Below are 15774 nucleotides of genomic sequence, written 5' to 3' on the forward strand. Positions count from 1 at the left end.
GGCGCCGCGGGCCTGTTGTCGGACGCTGCTGCCGGCTTCTGCTCCGCCGGTGCGGCGGGCGCGGCGGCGGCAGCGGGTGCCGGAGCCTTGGGCTTCGGAGCGGACGGCTTGGGAGCCGACGGCTTCGACTTGGCTTCGTAGGCGTCACGAAGCCGGCGGGCCACGGGGGCCTCGACGGTCGACGACGCGGACTTCACGTATTCGCCCTGTTCGGCGAGCTTGTTCAGAACTTCCTTGCTCGTAACACCGAGCTCTTTCGCGAGCTCATGCACGCGGGCCTTGCCTGCCACTGCTCTCCTTGGTCGTGAGGCCGGCGGGCAAGTCCCATCGACCTCGTCTTAACGTCGCGCGTTCATGTCTTCAGCTTCACGGCTGACTCATGACGGGTCGACCTGCTTCCTTGTTTCCTGCCGGCCCAGGGGCTGTCCCTGGGCCATGGTTCCGCGCTGCTCCAAGTGCTCGCGCAACAACGCGACGTCGAGTGCCCCCTGGACCCGCAGGGCCCGCGAGAACGCTCGTCGCCGCTCGGCGTTGCGCAGACATTCGAGATCGAAATGCAACCAAGCACCCCGACCAGGAAGCCGTCGATGGACGTCCGGTACAGCCGAACCGCCCACCGCGACCACACGCAGCAGCTCAGAGGGCAACGTCCGGGCCCGGCACCCAATACACGTGCGAACAGGGCCGATGTGCTGAGAAACCGATCCCGACGTTGAACCGTTGATAATTCTATCCCCTGGAGCTCATTCAGCCGAACTGGATGTGACCGCTCCGGCAGCCGGAGCCTCCGCGTCGCTGCGGATGTCGATGCGCCAGCCGGTCAGGCGGGCGGCCAGACGGGCGTTCTGCCCCTCCTTGCCGATCGCCAGCGACAGCTGGAAGTCGGGCACCACGACACGGGCCGTCTTGGCCCGCTCGTCGAGCACCCGTACGGACACAACCTTCGCTGGTGACAAAGCATTCCCGACGAAAGTGGCGGGGTCGTCGGAGTGGTCGATGATGTCGATCTTCTCGCCACCGAGCTCGTGCATCACGTTGCGCACACGGGCGCCCATCGGGCCGATGCAGGCGCCCTTGGGGTTCACTCCGGCAACCGTGGATTTCACCGCGATCTTCGAACGGTGACCTGCCTCACGTGCCACCGCGGCGATCTCCACGGTGCCGTCCGCGATCTCCGGGACCTCGAGGGCGAACAGCCGCCGCACGAGGTTCGGGTGCGTCCGCGAGAGGGCGATCTGCGGGCCGCGGGCGCCACGGGAGACGCTCACGACGTAGCACTTGATCCGCTCGCCGTGGTTGTACTGCTCGCCCGGCACCTGCTCGGCCGGCGGCAGCACCCCCTCGGTGTCGCCCACCTGGACGACGACCATGCCGCGGGCGTTCGCGCGGGCGTCGCGCTGCACGACACCGGCGATGATCTCGCCCTCCTTGGCGGCGAACTCGCCGAAGGTGCGCTCGTGCTCGGCGTCGCGCAGGCGCTGCAGGATGACCTGGCGGGCGGTGGTGGCGGCGATGCGGCCGAAGCCCTCCGGAGTGTCGTCCCACTCCTCCTGCACCACGCCGTCCGGACCCAGCTCCTGCGCGAGCACGCGCACGACGCCGGTCTTGCGGTCGATCTCCACCCGCGAGTGCGAGTGGTGCCCTTCGGTGTGCTTGTAGGCGGTCAGCAGTGCTGACTCGATCGCCTCCAGGACCGTCTCGAAGGGGATGTCCTTTTCACGTTCGATCGCCCTCAGGGCGGCGATGTCGACGTTCACCTCGGCTCCTCCTCCGGTGCTTTCCGAGTGAGCCGAGCCAGTTCCTCGACCGGCGGCTGCTTGAACTCGATCTCCATGACCGCGCGTTCGATGTGGCGGTACTCCACGCGCTTCAGCTCGCCCTGGTGCAGCAGCTCGACCCCGGTCTCGTCGCACTCGCCGACCCGGCCGAACCACTCGACCTGCTCCGGCTGCTTGACCTTCACGAGACGCAGGTGCGCGCGCTTCCAGTGGCGCGGGTGCGTGAGGGGCCGGTCGACACCCGGCGAGGTGACCTCGAGGGTGTACGGCCCGTTGATCAGGTGCTCGTGCGCGTCGAGCGCCGCGGAGACCACGCGGCTGGCCTCTGCGACCTCGTCGAGGCCGATCCCGTCCTCGCCGTCCACGACGACCTTGACCAGACGGCGGCGCCCAGCCTGATTCACGTCGAGTGCGTCGAGGTCGAAGCCGACTGCTTCGAGCGCTTCCCGCACAACGGGTGCTAGCTGCGCGGCAAGCTCTCCGCGCGGCGGGCTGGACACGTGGTGTCTCCTTCAGATCGAACGCATGGAAACCCCGGCCGACGGTGTTTCGGCGGCCGTGGAGGCCCAGACTATCTCGTTCGCCCGCCTGCCACCGCCTCGCCGTCCGCTGGCAAGATTGGTTCGCGTGATCTCCGAATCGGTCAGCCGCCGCCGTGTGCTGCTCGCGGTGGCCGCCGCGCCTCTGGCCGTTGCGTGCACCACAGAACCTCCGGCGCCACCGCCGCCGGACCCGTTGTCGGCGCTGGCCGCGCAGGCACGTTCGGACGCCGCGCTGGCCGCGTTGCTGACGGCCGTGCCGGCCGCCGCGGAGGTCGCGAAGGCCCGCGGGACGCACGCGGAGCTGCTGCAGGCCGAGGTCGACCGCGAGCGCCCGCCGTTGTCCTCCACGGTCCCGCCGGTGCCCTCGACCCCGCCGCAGCCACCGAACCCGGTGGCCGCGCTGCGCACGGCGCTGGACGAGGCGGTGCGCGCCGCGTCCGAGGCCGTGCCGAAGCTGCCGTCGCACCGCGCCGGTCTGGTCGGTTCGGTGGCGGCCGGGTGCGCCTCGCTGCGGGAGGTGCTGGCGTGAGCGTCGAGGCCGTGCAGACCGCGCTGGGCACCGAGCACGCCGCGGTGTGGACCTACGGGCTCGTGTCGGCGTTCCTGGACAACCCGGCGGTCACCGAGGGTGCGAACGCGCACCGCGCACGCAGGGACACCACGGAGCGGTGGTTGAAGGACCACGGCGCTACGCCGAACCCGCCCGCCGCCGCCTACCTGCCGCCGGCGCCGGTGTCGAACGGGGCGTCGGCGATCGCGGCGCTGGTCGCCGTCGAGCAGGACACGTGCGCCGCCTGGCGCGGGGTGCTGGAGCGGACCGACGACACGGCACTGCGCACCAGCGCCCTCGACGCGCTGACCACGGCGGCCGTGCGCGCCACACGGTGGCGTAAGGCCGCGGGGACCACGCCGGCGTCGATCACGATGCCGGGCGTGGCCTCCGGCTGACCGCCGTTTCCGCTCCGCGGAAGTCACGCGGGGGCCCCGCGTGGCGTCAGCTGCCGATCGAGGACGCGAGGCGGATCGCGTCCTGGGAGACCTTCTTCATCTCCTTGTTGTGCGCGAGCGCGTCGTCGCCCTTGACCGGCGAGTCCGACTCGACGATCACGACCTCGCGGTCGCGCACCTCGGAGGCGTAGCCGCCGTTGGCGAGCGTGTTCAGCGGCGGCACGCTGACGACCTTGTCGAGCACCAGGTCCTTGACGTTGCCGGTGCCGTTCTGCTCGGTGATCTCCTTGAGCTGCCTGGCCTCGTCCGCGGTCTTCATCCGCACGACGGACACCGACGAGTACACGGTCCGTCCGTCGGGCAGCTTGGCCGTGTAGAGCGCCCGCGTGAGCTGCAGGCACGGCGTCGTCTTCAGGAACGCCTGCGTCTTGCTCGTGGCGTGTGCCGCGCAGTCGCTGTCCTTCACCGGCTCCGGCAGCTGCTGGGAGGTGGTGAACTCGAACTCGCCCGCGGTCTTCTGCGGTACCGCGACCGGCTTGTCCACCGGGTCGGTCGGCTGGAGCACCCACCACACGAACCCGGACACCACCGCGACGCCGACCAGGGCGATCGCCCTGCCGATCCAGATCCGCTTCGGGGTCTGGGGCGGTGTGGCCGCAGGGGCCTGCTGCTGCTGGCCGCTGCGGTTGTCCATGATCGACTGGAGCTTCACGAGCTCGTCGGCCGGGTAGAGCGGAGCGGTGTCGGTCGGCCTCGGTGGAAAGCGAGGCAGGTTCTGGGTCACCTCTTCGGGTGATTCGCGTGGTTCCGACACAAGGACCCACGGTAACGGACGGCGTTCAGGCCAGCGCTGCGAGCACCCGGTCAACGTCCTCGGGCGTGTTGTACAGGTGACAGGCGAACCTGGTCCGACCTGCGCGGACCGAGGAAACGACGCCTTCGACGGGTGGGACGTCCACGGACACGATCGCCGAACCGTTGGGCGGAAGACCCAATCCGGTGAGCAGCCGATCGGTCAGTCCGACACAGTGCGCGCGCACGGCCGAAAGGTCCAGCGTCGCCACCCACGGCAACGCGACCGCCGCACCGACGTGCGCGAACCACGTGGGTGAGAGGTCGAACCGCCGTGCGTCCGGGCGCAGCAGCAGCTCGGTGCCGTAGTTCTCCCCCGTGCTGTACCAGTTCGCCGCCACCGGCCGCAGCGACTCGAACCGGTCCGGCCGCACCGCGAGCCAGGCGGCACCGCGCGGTGCCATCAGCCACTTGTAGGCCACGCCGACGACGAAGTCGGCCCACTCCACGGACAGCGGCAGCCACCCGGCGGCCTGCGACACGTCCAGCAGCACCGGTTTGCCCGACGTGCGCAACGCGTCCAGATCAGCGATCGCGCCGTCGGCCGACTGCACGACGCTGACCGCCGCGAGGTCGCACTCCCGGACCGTGGACACGATTCGGTGACCGGCCGCGACGAAGGGCAACGACACGCTGGTGAACTCACCCGGTTGGACGAAGACCTTCGACCCCGCAGGAAGCGACTGGGCGACCAGGGACACGAACTGCGAGACCGTGGCTCCGCACGCGACCGACGTCGCGGGCACCCCGATCAGCCGCCCGAACGCGGCACGGGACGTCTCGACCGCCTCCGTGAACGACGACGACGTGTCCTGCCCGCGCCGCCACCGTTCGTGCGCGGCGGCCACGGCGTCGGCGACGTGCCGCGGCGGCACGCCGATGGACGCCGTGTTGAGGTAGCCCGGCTCGACGTCGAAGACCGCCCCGAACGCCTCACGCATGCGCGAGCTGCTTGTCGCGCTTGCGTCGCGCGTAGACCTGCTTCCGCACCTTGGCGATCACGGTTCCATCCTGCCCCACGACGTCGGTGTCGAACCAGACCAGCGCCTTGCTCCCGGAGGCCGTCCGCTCCAGCACCTGCTCGACGTGCTCGTCGGACAGCCGGAACTCGGCGTGGACCGTGCCGCGGCCGGGCGCGAGGAACTCGATCTCACCGGCCCGGTCCCACACCACGTGCTGGCCGCCGAGCTGGTTGAACAGCAGCAACACCCAGAAGGGGTCGGTCATCGCGAACAGCGAGCCGCCGAAGTGGGTGCCGAAGAAGTTGCGGTTCCACGGGCGCAGACGCATCCGCACCCGTGCGTACCGGTAGTCCGGTGAGATCTCTTCGACGCGGATACCGGCGAACAGGAACGGCGGCCACAGGTTCATCCCGCGGCGCAGGCGGCTTGCCTTCATAAAAAACAGTGTTACACAACGTCTGCCAGACTGTCCGCAACTTCCTCCGGCGACGGCATGTGACGTATCTCTTCGGCCACCTGAGCTGCGGCTTCGCGGTACGCGCGGTCTCGCAGCACCAGTCGCGCGCCCTCCGCGATCGCGTCGGCACAGAGCGCTTCCGGCCGGGCCGCCAGGCCGGCCTCGACGAGCGCCTGGGCGTTGCCGAACTGGTCCGCGCCCTGCGGCAGCACCACCTGCGGAACACCGGCCACGAGAGCGCCGAGCATCGTGCCGCTCCCGCCGTGGTGGACGACGACATCGGCCTGACGGATCACCTCGGCCTGAGACAGCCACGGGTGCAACGACACGTTGTCCGGCAGTCCGTCCAACCGCACGTGTGGCGCCGCCACCACCACCTGCGCGTCCAACCGCCCAAGTCCCTCCACGGCCGCCGCGAGCACCTCCTGCCTGCCGAACACCGTGCCGAGCGTGAGGTAGATCAACGTCTCCCGATCGCGGCGCGGCACCGGACCCGGCGGCGAGAACGGCACCGGCCGCACCGGAATCCGGTCGGCGGGGAGGAACTCACGGTCCTGCAACGAGGGCGGGCAGATGTCGAGGTGCCGGCCGCCGTTCGGCTTCACGAGCCCGATGCCGTCCGCGAACATCCGCCCGAACCCGTGCCACAGCACCGGGAACCCGCGCCGCCGGGCCTCCGCCGCGACCTCGGGCACCGCCCACCCGCTGATCACCAGGTCCGGCAGCAGTCGTTCCAGCTCGGGCGCGATGTCCTCGGCGTAGATCTCGCCGAACACCTGTCCCGGCCGGAACGGCCGCAGGCCGAGTGTGGCAAGCACCTCGTGCATCTCCGTGCCGACCGCGAAGTGCACCTCGTGGCCGGCGTCACGCGCGGCGATCGCCAACGGCAGCAACGGGTAGGTGTGCCCGACCGTGGACATGCTGGCGAAGAGCAGGCGCATGGCGGCGAACTTAGCCGTGCCACGACAAGCGGCCCCGCGCGGATCGTTCGTAAGATCTGCGGTCATGCGCAGCGAGGAGATCCAGATCCGCACCGGTGCCGAGGAGGTCGTGCACGACCTCACCCGCGAGTGCGAGCGGTTCCTCCAGGAGGAGAACGGCGACGGCCTGCTGCACGTGTGGGTCCCCCACGCGACCGCCGGTGTCGCCGTCATCGAGACGGGGGCCGGCAGCGACGACGACCTGCTGACCGCGCTGGAACGCATCCTGCCCCGCGACGTGAAGTGGCGGCACAAGCACGGCACCCCCGGCCACGGCCGTGACCACGTGATGCCCGCGCTGGTGCCGCCCTACGCGACGATCCCGGTCCTAGGCGGTGTGCTGGCGCTCGGCACGTGGCAGTCCATCTGCCTCGTCGACACCAACATCGACAACCCGGTCCGCACGGTCCGGCTGAGCTTCATCGCCGGCTAGCGCCAGCACGAGCCCGGCGACGGCGATCCCGGCGAACACCCACCACCCGGTGCCGATCGACCCGTCGTACAGCAGCGTGCGCAGGCCTTCGGTGGAGAACCGGAACGGCGTCCACGACCACAGCACCGCCCGGTAGACCGGGTTGAGCAACTCGGGCACCTGACCGGCCACCGCGGGCGCGGTCAGGTAGAGCACGCCCAGGACGCCCATCGCGCGGATGCCCAGGTGCTTGAACAACCCGGCCTGCAGCAGCGCGAACGCCCCGGCGACGGCGAACAGGAACGCGACCGCCGCACCGTTCAGGCCGACGCCCCACCACGTGAGCAGACCGGACACGGACCCGGCGGTCAGGACCGCGGCGGCGAGTGAGGAGACGAGCCGGAAGCGGCCGCCCTTCAGCACCACGAACAGCACTCCGGCGATCATCCCGCCGATCCACAGCAACGCCGACGCGGCCAGCGGCGCCGTTCGCTCGGCCGCGGACACGGCCGGTGCCTCGACCTTCACCGGCAGGCCGGCGCCCTGGGCCACGCCGGTCAGCACCTGCTGCGCGACCTGCGTGCCGGACGGGTTGACCGCCGGGTTGAGCCGGACGGTGGCCTGCCCCGGCGTGATCTCCAGGACGCCGTAGACCTCCTTGTCCGCCAGCAGCGTTCGTGCCTCGTCGGCGCCGACGACCCGCAGGTCGACCTCGGGCGAGTCGGCGGCCTGCACCCGTTGCGCGATCGGCTGCGGTGCCACGACGGCGAGCGGCACGTCGTGCGGGTGGACCGTGGCCTGCACGCCGAACGTCAGCAGCCCCAGGAGAAACGCCACCGCCGCGCCGGCGACGGCGGTGACCAGCGCGGTGCGCATCACGGCCTCCAAGAAGTTCATCAGTCGTTGAATTCGATGGGCAGGACGGTACGCCGGGCTCACGGCGCAAGTCAACGCTTGATGAATTAAGGACTGTCAGGGTCACCAGGTACCGTTTGCCGCGTGACTTACCCAGGTGGCGGCGGACAGGGTGGCGGCTGGAACGACCAGCCCGGATGGGGTCAGCAGCAGGGCGACCACCCGAGCGGCAATTACCCGACCGGTGGCTACCCGACCGGCGGCTACCAGGGCACCGGCGCCTACCCGCAGGCCGACGGCTACCCACCGCCGCCCGGTGGCCACCCGCAGACCGGCGGCTTCCCGCAGCAGGGCTACAGCGGGTACGGCGGCCTGGGCGTGTACGGCGGTTTCGACCAGGAACCACCGAAGAAGAGCAAGAAGACGCTGTGGCTGGTGCTCGGCGTGGTCGCGCTCGTGCTGCTGGCCGGTGGCGGCGTCACGGCCTACGTGCTGGCGAACAGGTCCAGCGAGCGCACCGACGCGCAGCCCACCACGTCGTCGAACCCGCCGACCACGTCCCAGCAGCCCAACGGCGGCGCCACCTGCAAGGACGAGACCTGGCAGTGCGTCCAGACGACGCTCGGCTACACCTACCAGGTGCCGAAGGACTGGATCCAGGTCGACGACCGGATCCCGGTCGAGGGTTTCGCGGGCGTGCAGCTGTCCAGCGTGACCTCGTACGGCGACTACACCTGCGAGGCCAAGGCGTACACCAAGGGCACCAACGGCGGTGCGTTGCTGGACAAGGGCGACATCAACACGGTCGCCACGAACTTCACCAGGGCCGTCGCCACCCAGTACTACTCCTCCAGCGGCAGCCCCCAGGTCACGCTGACCCAGCCCAAGCCGGTGAAGATCCAGCACACCCAGAAGGACGGCAAGAAGATCGTCGTCGAGGGCGTGCAGGTCGACGCCACCGTCACGCAGACCGCGAACAAGTGCCTGGCGTCCAAGGGCATGGTCAAGGTCGTGCTGCTCAACGGCACGAGCAAGCTGCACGCGCTGGTGGTCAACGGCGACCTGGAGGGCGGTGGTGGCGGCGACAAGCCCCCACTGCTCAAGGAGAGCGAACTGCAGAAGATGATCGACTCCTTGGAGCCGACGAACTGACCCCGCGGAGCCGTCGGGTCAGCCGGTGGTCTCCGCACGCGTGAACCCGTGGCTGCGCTCCACCTTCGCCACGTGCAGCGTGTAGTGCTGGTACCAGTCGGCCCGGCCGCGCTGCTGTGCCGCGCGGTGCTCGGCATTGGACCGCCACTGCGCGAGGGCGTCGGCGTCGCGGAAGTAGCCGACGGTGATGCCCAGCCCGCCGGGCGTTTGCGCGTGGTCCATGCCCAGGTAGCCGGGGATGTCCCGCACCAGCTCCTCCATGCGCGCGTTGGTCTCGCGGTAGCCGCTCTGCTCCTGGGTGCGGATCGTGGTGAAGACGGCCAGGTAGTAGGGCGGTTCGAAGGCTTCGACGGGCGCCTGCGGGGCTTCGGGGTGATCGACCATGGCGTCACCGTAAGGCGGGACGCACCTGCCGATCCACGCGTTTTCCGTGCTTGCCGCCGGAAATGCCGGATGCCGGGCACCCGCTCGCGGCGCGGGTGCCCGGCATCCGGTCGTCCTAGCTGTTGACGAGTGCCACCAGGTGGTCGACGACTTCGGCCACCGGCACCTCGACGCGCTCGCCGGACCTGCGGTCCTTGACCTCGACAACGCCGTTCTGCAGGCCGCGCCCGACCACGAGGATGGTCGGGACACCGATCAGCTCGGCGTCCGCGAACTTGACGCCGGGGCTCGCCTTGCGGTCGTCCAGCAGCACCCGCACGCCCTTGGCGTCGAGCTGCTTCGCGAAGTCCTCACCGGCGGCGGTCAGCGTCTCGTCCTTGCCGGCGACGACCACGTGCACGTCGGCGGGCGCCACGTTGCGGGGCCAGATCAGGCCGCGCTCGTCGTGCGACTGCTCGGCGATCACCGCGACCAGCCGCGAGACGCCGATGCCGTACGAGCCCATGGTGATCCGGACCGGCTTCGAGTCGGGACCCAGCGCGTCCAGCGAGAACGCGTCGGCGTACTTGCGGCCCAGCTGGAAGATGTGGCCGATCTCGATGCCGCGCGCGGCGACCAGCACACCCTTGCCGTCGGGCGACGGGTCGCCCTCGCGCACCTCGGCGACGTCGATGACGCCGTCGGGGGTGAAGTCACGGCCCGCGACCAGGTCGACGACGTGGTGGTCGGCCTGGTCCGCACCCGTCACCCACGCGGTGCCGGTGACGACGCGGGGGTCGGCGAGGTAACGCACGCCGTTGTCCTGGAGCGCCTTCGGCCCGATGTAGCCCTTGACCAGGAACGGGTTCCTCGCGAAGTCGGCCTCCTCCAGCATGGCGACCTCGGCGGGCTCCAGCGCGGCCTCGAGGCGCTTGAAGTCGACCTCGCGGTCACCGGGCACGGCGACGGCGAGCAGCTCCCACTCCTTGCCGCCGGGCTGGCGGGTCTTGATCAGGACGTTCTTCAACGTGTCCGCCGCGGTGAACTTGCGGTCGGTGTTGGCGTTGAGGAAGTCGACCAGGCTCTCGATGGTGGGCGTGTTCGGCGTGTGGTGCACCTGCGCCGCGGGCTTGTCGTCGACCGGCTGGGCGGCGGGCACGGGCGTCCGCACGGCCTCCACGTTCGCCGCGTACCCCGACTCGGTGGACTTGACGAAGGTGTCCTCACCGGTCTCGGCGACGGCCAGGAACTCCTCCGACGCCGACCCGCCCATCGCGCCGGACGTGGCGGAGACGATCACGTACTCCAGGCCCAGCCGGTCGAAGATGCGGATGTAGGCGTCGCGGTGGTCCCGGTAGGACTGCGTCAGGCCCTCGTCGGTCAGGTCGAACGAGTACGAGTCCTTCATCAGGAACTCGCGCCCGCGCAGGATGCCCGCACGGGGCCGCGCCTCGTCCCGGTACTTCGTCTGGATCTGGTAGAGCGTGACCGGGTAGTCCTTGTACGAGCTGTACTCGCCCTTCACGGTCAGCGTGAAGAGCTCCTCGTGCGTGGGGCCGAGCAGGAAGTCGGCGCCCTTGCGGTCCTTGAGCCGGAACAGGTTGGGCCCGTACTCCTCCCACCGGTTGGTCGCCTCGTAGGGCTCCTTGGGCAGCAGGGCGGGGAACTGGATCTCCTGCGCGCCGAAGGCGTCCATCTCCTCGCGGACGACGGCCTCGATGTTGCGCAGCACCTTCAGCCCCAGCGGCAGCCACGAGTACCCGCCCGGCGCGACGCGGCGGACGTAGCCTGCGCGCACCAGCAGCTTGTGGCTGGGCACTTCGGCGTCCGCCGGGTCCTCGCGAAGGGTGCGGAGGAACAACGACGACATCCTGGTGATCACGGTGGGTACTCCTCGTTCACGGGCTGTCGGAGCAGCGTACTGGTTGCCCTGCTCACGAAAGCGCAGCGGTGTGCGTACGGGCACGGCCGGCGGCCGCACCGGGTCCTGGTACTGCCGTTCTGGCGCCTGACCTGCGAGAACTCGGGATTGTCAGACCCCTTGAGTAGCGTTCCCGCCATGTCCCTGACCATCGCCATGATCACGATCGACACCGGCGACGCGCGCAAGCTCGCCGACTTCTGGACCGCCGCCCTCGGCACCACGGTCCAGAACGACTGGGGCGAGTTCATCGTCCTCGCCCCGAACGCCGCCGGCGCCCCGGCCCTCGCCCTCCAGCAGGTGCCGGACGCCACGCCGGGCAAGAACCGCGTCCACCTCGACTCGCACGTGCCGGACCGCAAGGCCGAGGTCGCCCGCCTGGTGTCGCTCGGTGCCACCGAGATCGGGGTGCACAGCATCCCCGGCCTCGTCTGGTCGGTGCTGACCGATCCGGACGGCAACCAGTTCTGCGTCGGTCAGGCCGGCGAGGAGCTGTAGGGCCGCCCGATCGCCCCTGGGTGAGGCGGCCGGGCCGAGGTGGTTCGGCTGGAGCGGCGTAGCGGGCTGGGTCGGCCTGGCTGAAGCGGCTTGGCCGGGTCAGCTCGGTCGGGTCAGCTCGGTCGGGTCAACCCGGTCGGGTCAACCCGATCCGGTTCGCCTGGCCAACTCGGCTCGGCCAACTCGGCCGGGAGCACGTGGTTGCCCCAGGTCCGCGTGGATGCCGCCCGCCGCGCTCGTGCACGCCGAGCGCTCGGGCGGAAGTGGCCGCACCCCACCGCCAGGTAGCCCTGTCACCGTCGAGGACGTCCACCTCAACCGGGTGCAGCCCTACCCGCCGGTTCAGCCTGTCGGCCGCTTCACCCGGTCCCGTCCGGCCCGGCTGCGCACTACCCGTCGATCCGTCGCGTTCGAAACAGTCCGACCCGTCCAGCCCCGGTCAAGCGAGCTCGACCGGCACCCCGTAGTCGACCCACGTCCGCGCCACCTCGAACCCGGCCCGCTCGTACAGCACGAGCGCCCCGGTCGAGTTGGCGGTGTCCACGGACAGGCCGGCCCGGTGGTAGCCCTGCGTCCGCGCGTGAGTCAACGTCCGGCTCACCATCGCGGACGCCAGTCCCCGTCCACGGTGTGCGGCAAGGGTTCCGACGTCGCCGATCCACAGTTCGCGGACGCCGGTCTGCTCCTCGACCGCCGGGTAGTGGCGTGACAGCACGAAACCGACCACCGCGCCGGACGCGTCGTCCAGCGCGAGGAAGGAGGTGTCCGGCACGAACCTCTTGCTGTCCGTGAAGGACGTTGCCCATTCCTGCGGCGTGCGTGCGGTCGAGCCCCAGTGTTCGGCGAAGGCCGCGTTCACGACCTGGCGGGTCTCTTCCGAGCGGTCGGGGGTGAACGGCACGAGCGAGTAGCCGGCCGGGACCGGGAGCTGGGCGAGTGACTCGCCCAGTGCCACCTCCATCTCGTGGAAGTGGCGGTCCGCGGTGAAGCCGCGTGACGCGCACAGTGCGACGTGGCCGGCCGAGCGGCTCTCGACCATGGTGGCCGCCACCAGCGGCATGGCCGGGTGGGTGGCGAGGTGCAGCGTCCGGGCCATGGACACCATGCGCGACAACAACGAGCGGCCGATGCCCTGGCGGCGGAACGCCGGGTGCACCATGCCGTCCAGCTGGACGCGGTTGGTGCCCAAGGGGTTGTCACGCGGCTTGAGCAGCCCGTAGGCGGCGAGCTCGTCGCCGGCCAGGACGGCGAGTGAGACCGACGGCAGGTCCGCCTCGGCGAACGACCGGGCGAAGTCCTCTTCGGACAGCAGCTCGCCGGTGTCGTCGGCTGCCTCGGCCGCCGTGCAGAGCGCGGTGACCGCGGGGATGTCCGCGGTGGTGAGTGCGCGCCACACGAGTTCCACGCCAACCGAAGCTACGCGGAGGTGATGCCACCGACAACCGAATAACGCGTTGCCCGGAACAGGGCACAGGGCCATGCTGCCCGGCGATGACGACTCCAGGGATCACGCCGCTGCACGCGGACGTCACGTTCCACGGGCCGCTGTCCGAACAACGGGCCGCCCGCCTGATCGACTCGCTGCTGCCGCTCGACGGCGGCCACGTGCTCGACCTCGGGTGCGGGTGGGCGGAGTGCCTGCTCCGCACGCTCGAAGCCGCTCCCACCGCCACCGGCACCGGTGTCGACCGCAACGAGGTCGACATCGCGCACGGCCGCGCCAACGCCGAGGAACGGGGGCTGGCGGGCCGGGTCAGCCTGCAGGTCGCGGACGTGGCTCAGTGGCGGCCGGACCGGCCGGCCGACGCCGTGATCGTCAACGGCGCCAGCCAGGTGTGGGGCGGAGATCCGTTGCAGCACACGGCGAACGCGCTCACGGCGGCCAGGGAGCTGATGCGTCCGGGCGGGAGGTTGTTGCTGGGCGAGGGTTTCTGGGAGCAGGAACCCACCGGCGCGCAGCTCGCCGCCATGCCGGTCCCCCGCGAGCAGTACCGTTCGCTGGCCGGGCTGGTCGACCTGGCGCTGGAGCACGGCTACCGGCTGCTGGGGGCAGAGCAGGCGAGCCGCGACGAGTGGGACGTCTTCGAGAACCGCCACGGCCTGGCCTGGGAACGCTGGCTGCGCGCCAACCCGGACTCCCCGCACGCCGAGGAGGTCCGCGCCAGGGCCGACCGGCAGCGCAACTACCGGCTGCACGGCTGGCGCGGCGTGATGGGCCTCGCCTACCTGACGCTGCAGGCGCCCTAGGCGTTCGGGACCGGGCCGGTCTCGGCCTCGCAAACGCGGCCGGGGGCTCGACCGTGCTCACGCGGCCGGGGCTCGACCGCACGGACATGCCGACTCGACCGTGGCAATGCGGCCGGGCTCGATCGTGCGGACGTGCCGGTCACGACCTCACGAACGCGCGACCGCGCTCAGCCCCACAAACGCGACCGGGCTCGGCCTTGACGCGCGACCGGGCTCAGCCCCGCGAACGCGACCGGGCCCGACCACACCAACGCAACCAGGCGCGGCCTTGCGAACGCGACCGGGCTCGAACCGGCGACGACCTGGGTGAGAGCCAGGCGTTCCACCACTGAACTACGCGTTCCGGGGTGTTCGGCCGGCCGGGCTCGAACCGGCGTCCACCCGGTCCAGAGCCGGGCGTTCTACCGCTGAACTACAGCCGAACACCGAGGTGGATCATGCTCAGTCGAGCGCGTCCTGTCCACCGAATACCCAGGTGCGCAACGGCTTGCCGCTGAACACGCCCGCGCTGCGCAACGCCATGGCCCACACCGGGTCCGAGACGGACACGCCGTGGACGAGCTCCGGGGTGGGCCGGAAGCGTGTGATCCAGCGGTGCGTGCGCGGTGCCGTCCACCCGGAGGCCTCCGGGTCGACACCGTGCTCGCGGCACGCGGCCTCCACGTCGTGGCGGGTGCAGGTGGCCGTGCCGTCGAGCACCTCCCACGGCAGCGGCAGCCGGGCCCACACCGCGGTGTCCGGGTGCAGGCCGCCGCCCGACGCCTGGTGCCAGCCGGCCAGGTCGCCGGCCATCACGCGCATGGCCTTGCCCGGCCACGCCGGGGAAGCCAGCTCCGTCAGGCCGGCGGCGTGCAGGCAGGCGATCCAGCCGGTGCGTGCGGCGTTGTAGGCGCCCGCCAGCGCGTTCCAGGTCGACGAGTCGACGCCGCGCCGCACGACCATGGTCGTGCGGTCGATGCCGGCCGACCGCCACTGCGACGCGAGTGCTCCGGCCACCGTCCTGGTCGCCGCCGACCACCGGCCGAGCAGCTCACCGAGCTCGGCGGGCGTCAGCCGGCGCAGGACCTCCTGGGTCGGGCAGGCCAGGGCGATCATCGCCCAGTCGGTGCCCGCGCGGGCCTTGCAGCGGTCGAGCAGCACCTTCGCGACCTGGTCGAACGGGTTCTCGCGGCTGGCGAGGGTGAACTCGCGGCGCAGCTTGCGGCGGGCGGTGTAGTAGGCGATGAAGCACGCGGCGTCGACGTCCGCGCGGAAGCGGTCGCGGTCGATCGCGCGGGCGAACCCGGCTGAGCCGAGCAGGGTCATCCGGCGCAGCGCTACGGCACGCTCCAGGCGGCCGGCCTTCGCGGACAGCCGGCGCAGCATGCGGAAACGGCGGTTGTAGCGGCGCTTCGACAGCTCGATGCCGGCGGCGGCGCGGGCGTCGCGGTCGAGCCGGTCGGCGAGGAAGTCGGTGTGCTCGGGGTCCCAGCCGATCTCCGCTCCGACGAGCGACGCGAACTCCAGCACCGAGACCGGGTCGTCCGGGTCGACGGCCGGACCGTCCACACCGAACACGGCACGGACCGCGGCGACCTGCTGCGTGGCGCCGACCGGGCGGGCGTAGTCGTCGCTCATGCCGGAGAGGCCCTGCCAACGGCCGGCGTGCGCCGCCACGTCGTTGATCACCGCGCGGTCGCGCCGCGTCAACGACGCGTTGGCCTCGCCGACGAGAACGGCCACCTCCTCGGGGCGTGGCCGGGCGTCGAGCGAGCTGTACAAGCGGTCCAGGGCGTCCACCGTTCCAGATCACCACGCAGGTCCAGCG

Annotated in this window: 18 protein-coding genes, 2 tRNA genes and 1 pseudogene; 6 read left to right on the forward strand and 15 right to left on the reverse strand. The window is 70.9% G+C overall.

Translation table 11 applies throughout. The features are described 5' to 3' along the window. Window positions 1-146 precede the first annotated feature (146 nt). The 4 genes and pseudogenes from ADL03_RS50815 to rimP form a co-directional block, all read right to left on the reverse strand. Window positions 147-290: pseudogene (locus ADL03_RS50815) on the reverse strand (translation initiation factor IF-2 N-terminal domain-containing protein); the annotation flags it as partial. A gap of 87 nt (window positions 291-377) precedes the next feature. Continuing rightward, window positions 378-728, reverse strand: a complete 351-nt coding sequence (locus ADL03_RS45500; RefSeq protein WP_082373221.1) for a YlxR family protein — start codon at window positions 726-728, stop codon at window positions 378-380. A 15-nt stretch (window positions 729-743) separates the two neighbouring features. Next, window positions 744-1757 (reverse strand): transcription termination factor NusA, encoded by a 1014-nt coding sequence (nusA, locus tag ADL03_RS17200; protein ID WP_053734475.1) that lies wholly within the window; start codon window positions 1755-1757, stop codon window positions 744-746. Further along, on the reverse strand, window positions 1754-2278 hold the full coding sequence (gene rimP / locus ADL03_RS17205; protein ID WP_053734476.1) for a ribosome maturation factor RimP: 525 nt from the start codon (window positions 2276-2278) through the stop codon (window positions 1754-1756). The genes nusA and rimP overlap by 4 nt, the downstream gene beginning before the upstream one ends. Window positions 2279-2405: 127 nt before the next feature. On the opposite strand from rimP, the gene ADL03_RS17210 reads away from it, so the two are divergent. Next, the gene (locus tag ADL03_RS17210) at window positions 2406-2849 is read left to right on the forward strand and encodes a hypothetical protein (protein WP_063798614.1); all 444 of its coding nucleotides are present in this window, start codon (window positions 2406-2408) and stop codon (window positions 2847-2849) included. Next, a complete protein-coding gene (locus tag ADL03_RS17215; RefSeq protein WP_197288399.1) occupies window positions 2846-3268 on the forward strand; it encodes a ferritin-like domain-containing protein in 423 nt (140 codons plus the stop codon). The genes ADL03_RS17210 and ADL03_RS17215 overlap by 4 nt, the downstream gene beginning before the upstream one ends. Before the next feature lie 46 nt (window positions 3269-3314). Here ADL03_RS17215 and ADL03_RS17220 read toward each other — a convergent pair whose 3' ends face one another. From ADL03_RS17220 to ADL03_RS17235, 4 genes are read right to left on the reverse strand one after another with little or no spacing between them, the layout of a single operon-like run. Then, on the reverse strand, window positions 3315-4052 hold the full coding sequence (locus ADL03_RS17220) for a hypothetical protein (RefSeq protein WP_157528832.1): 738 nt from the start codon (window positions 4050-4052) through the stop codon (window positions 3315-3317). Between the two features lie 55 nt (window positions 4053-4107). Then, a complete protein-coding gene (locus ADL03_RS17225) occupies window positions 4108-5061 on the reverse strand; it encodes an aminotransferase class V-fold PLP-dependent enzyme (RefSeq protein WP_053734479.1) in 954 nt (317 codons plus the stop codon). After that, window positions 5054-5518, reverse strand: coding sequence for a DUF4442 domain-containing protein (locus ADL03_RS17230; RefSeq protein ID WP_053734480.1), 465 nt, complete (start codon window positions 5516-5518; stop codon window positions 5054-5056). Before ADL03_RS17230 ends, ADL03_RS17225 begins: the two co-directional genes overlap by 8 nt. An 11-nt stretch (window positions 5519-5529) precedes the next feature. Continuing rightward, entirely contained in the window at window positions 5530-6480 is a 951-nt protein-coding gene (locus ADL03_RS17235; RefSeq protein ID WP_053734481.1) for a glycosyltransferase, read from the reverse strand. Between the two features lie 64 nt (window positions 6481-6544). Between ADL03_RS17235 and ADL03_RS17240 the strand changes: the two genes are divergently transcribed. Next, window positions 6545-6952 carry a secondary thiamine-phosphate synthase enzyme YjbQ gene (locus ADL03_RS17240; RefSeq protein ID WP_053734482.1) on the forward strand — a complete coding sequence of 136 codons (408 nt, stop codon included), beginning with the start codon at window positions 6545-6547 and terminating at the stop codon, window positions 6950-6952. Here the strand turns inward: ADL03_RS17240 and ADL03_RS17245 are convergent. Next, window positions 6848-7828 (reverse strand): hypothetical protein, encoded by a 981-nt coding sequence (locus ADL03_RS17245; protein WP_053734483.1) that lies wholly within the window; start codon window positions 7826-7828, stop codon window positions 6848-6850. The two genes, ADL03_RS17240 and ADL03_RS17245, sit on opposite strands and share 105 nt — an antisense overlap. 102 nt (window positions 7829-7930) lie before the next feature. Between ADL03_RS17245 and ADL03_RS17250 the strand changes: the two genes are divergently transcribed. Next, window positions 7931-8938, forward strand: a complete 1008-nt coding sequence (locus ADL03_RS17250) for a hypothetical protein (protein WP_053734484.1) — start codon at window positions 7931-7933, stop codon at window positions 8936-8938. A gap of 18 nt (window positions 8939-8956) precedes the next feature. Here ADL03_RS17250 and ADL03_RS17255 read toward each other — a convergent pair whose 3' ends face one another. After that, window positions 8957-9322 carry an antibiotic biosynthesis monooxygenase gene (locus ADL03_RS17255; RefSeq protein ID WP_053734485.1) on the reverse strand — a complete coding sequence of 122 codons (366 nt, stop codon included), beginning with the start codon at window positions 9320-9322 and terminating at the stop codon, window positions 8957-8959. Window positions 9323-9437: 115 nt separating this feature from the next. Continuing rightward, entirely contained in the window at window positions 9438-11183 is a 1746-nt protein-coding gene (locus ADL03_RS17260; protein WP_053734486.1) for a proline--tRNA ligase, read from the reverse strand. Between the two features lie 177 nt (window positions 11184-11360). Here ADL03_RS17260 and ADL03_RS17265 point away from each other — a divergent pair, with 177 nt between their 5' ends. Then, a complete protein-coding gene (locus tag ADL03_RS17265; protein WP_053734487.1) occupies window positions 11361-11720 on the forward strand; it encodes a VOC family protein in 360 nt (119 codons plus the stop codon). A 439-nt stretch (window positions 11721-12159) separates the two neighbouring features. On the opposite strand, the gene ADL03_RS17270 is transcribed toward ADL03_RS17265, so the two are convergent. Then, window positions 12160-13125, reverse strand: coding sequence for a GNAT family N-acetyltransferase (locus ADL03_RS17270; RefSeq protein ID WP_053734488.1), 966 nt, complete (start codon window positions 13123-13125; stop codon window positions 12160-12162). A gap of 86 nt (window positions 13126-13211) precedes the next feature. Here ADL03_RS17270 and ADL03_RS17275 point away from each other — a divergent pair, with 86 nt between their 5' ends. Next, on the forward strand, window positions 13212-13967 hold the full coding sequence (locus tag ADL03_RS17275; RefSeq protein WP_053734489.1) for a cyclopropane-fatty-acyl-phospholipid synthase family protein: 756 nt from the start codon (window positions 13212-13214) through the stop codon (window positions 13965-13967). A 271-nt stretch (window positions 13968-14238) separates the two neighbouring features. Here the strand turns inward: ADL03_RS17275 and ADL03_RS17280 are convergent. The 3 genes from ADL03_RS17280 to ADL03_RS17290 form a co-directional block, all read right to left on the reverse strand. Next, window positions 14239-14310: transfer RNA gene (locus tag ADL03_RS17280), tRNA-Glu, on the reverse strand. A 7-nt stretch (window positions 14311-14317) separates the two neighbouring features. Then, a tRNA-Gln gene (locus ADL03_RS17285) sits at window positions 14318-14389 on the reverse strand. A 19-nt stretch (window positions 14390-14408) separates the two neighbouring features. Then, window positions 14409-15746, reverse strand: coding sequence for a hypothetical protein (locus tag ADL03_RS17290; protein WP_053734490.1), 1338 nt, complete (start codon window positions 15744-15746; stop codon window positions 14409-14411). Window positions 15747-15774 lie beyond the last annotated feature (28 nt).

It is taken from the genome of Nocardia sp. NRRL S-836, assembly GCF_001279525.1.
Lineage (GTDB): Bacteria > Actinomycetota > Actinomycetes > Mycobacteriales > Pseudonocardiaceae > Lentzea.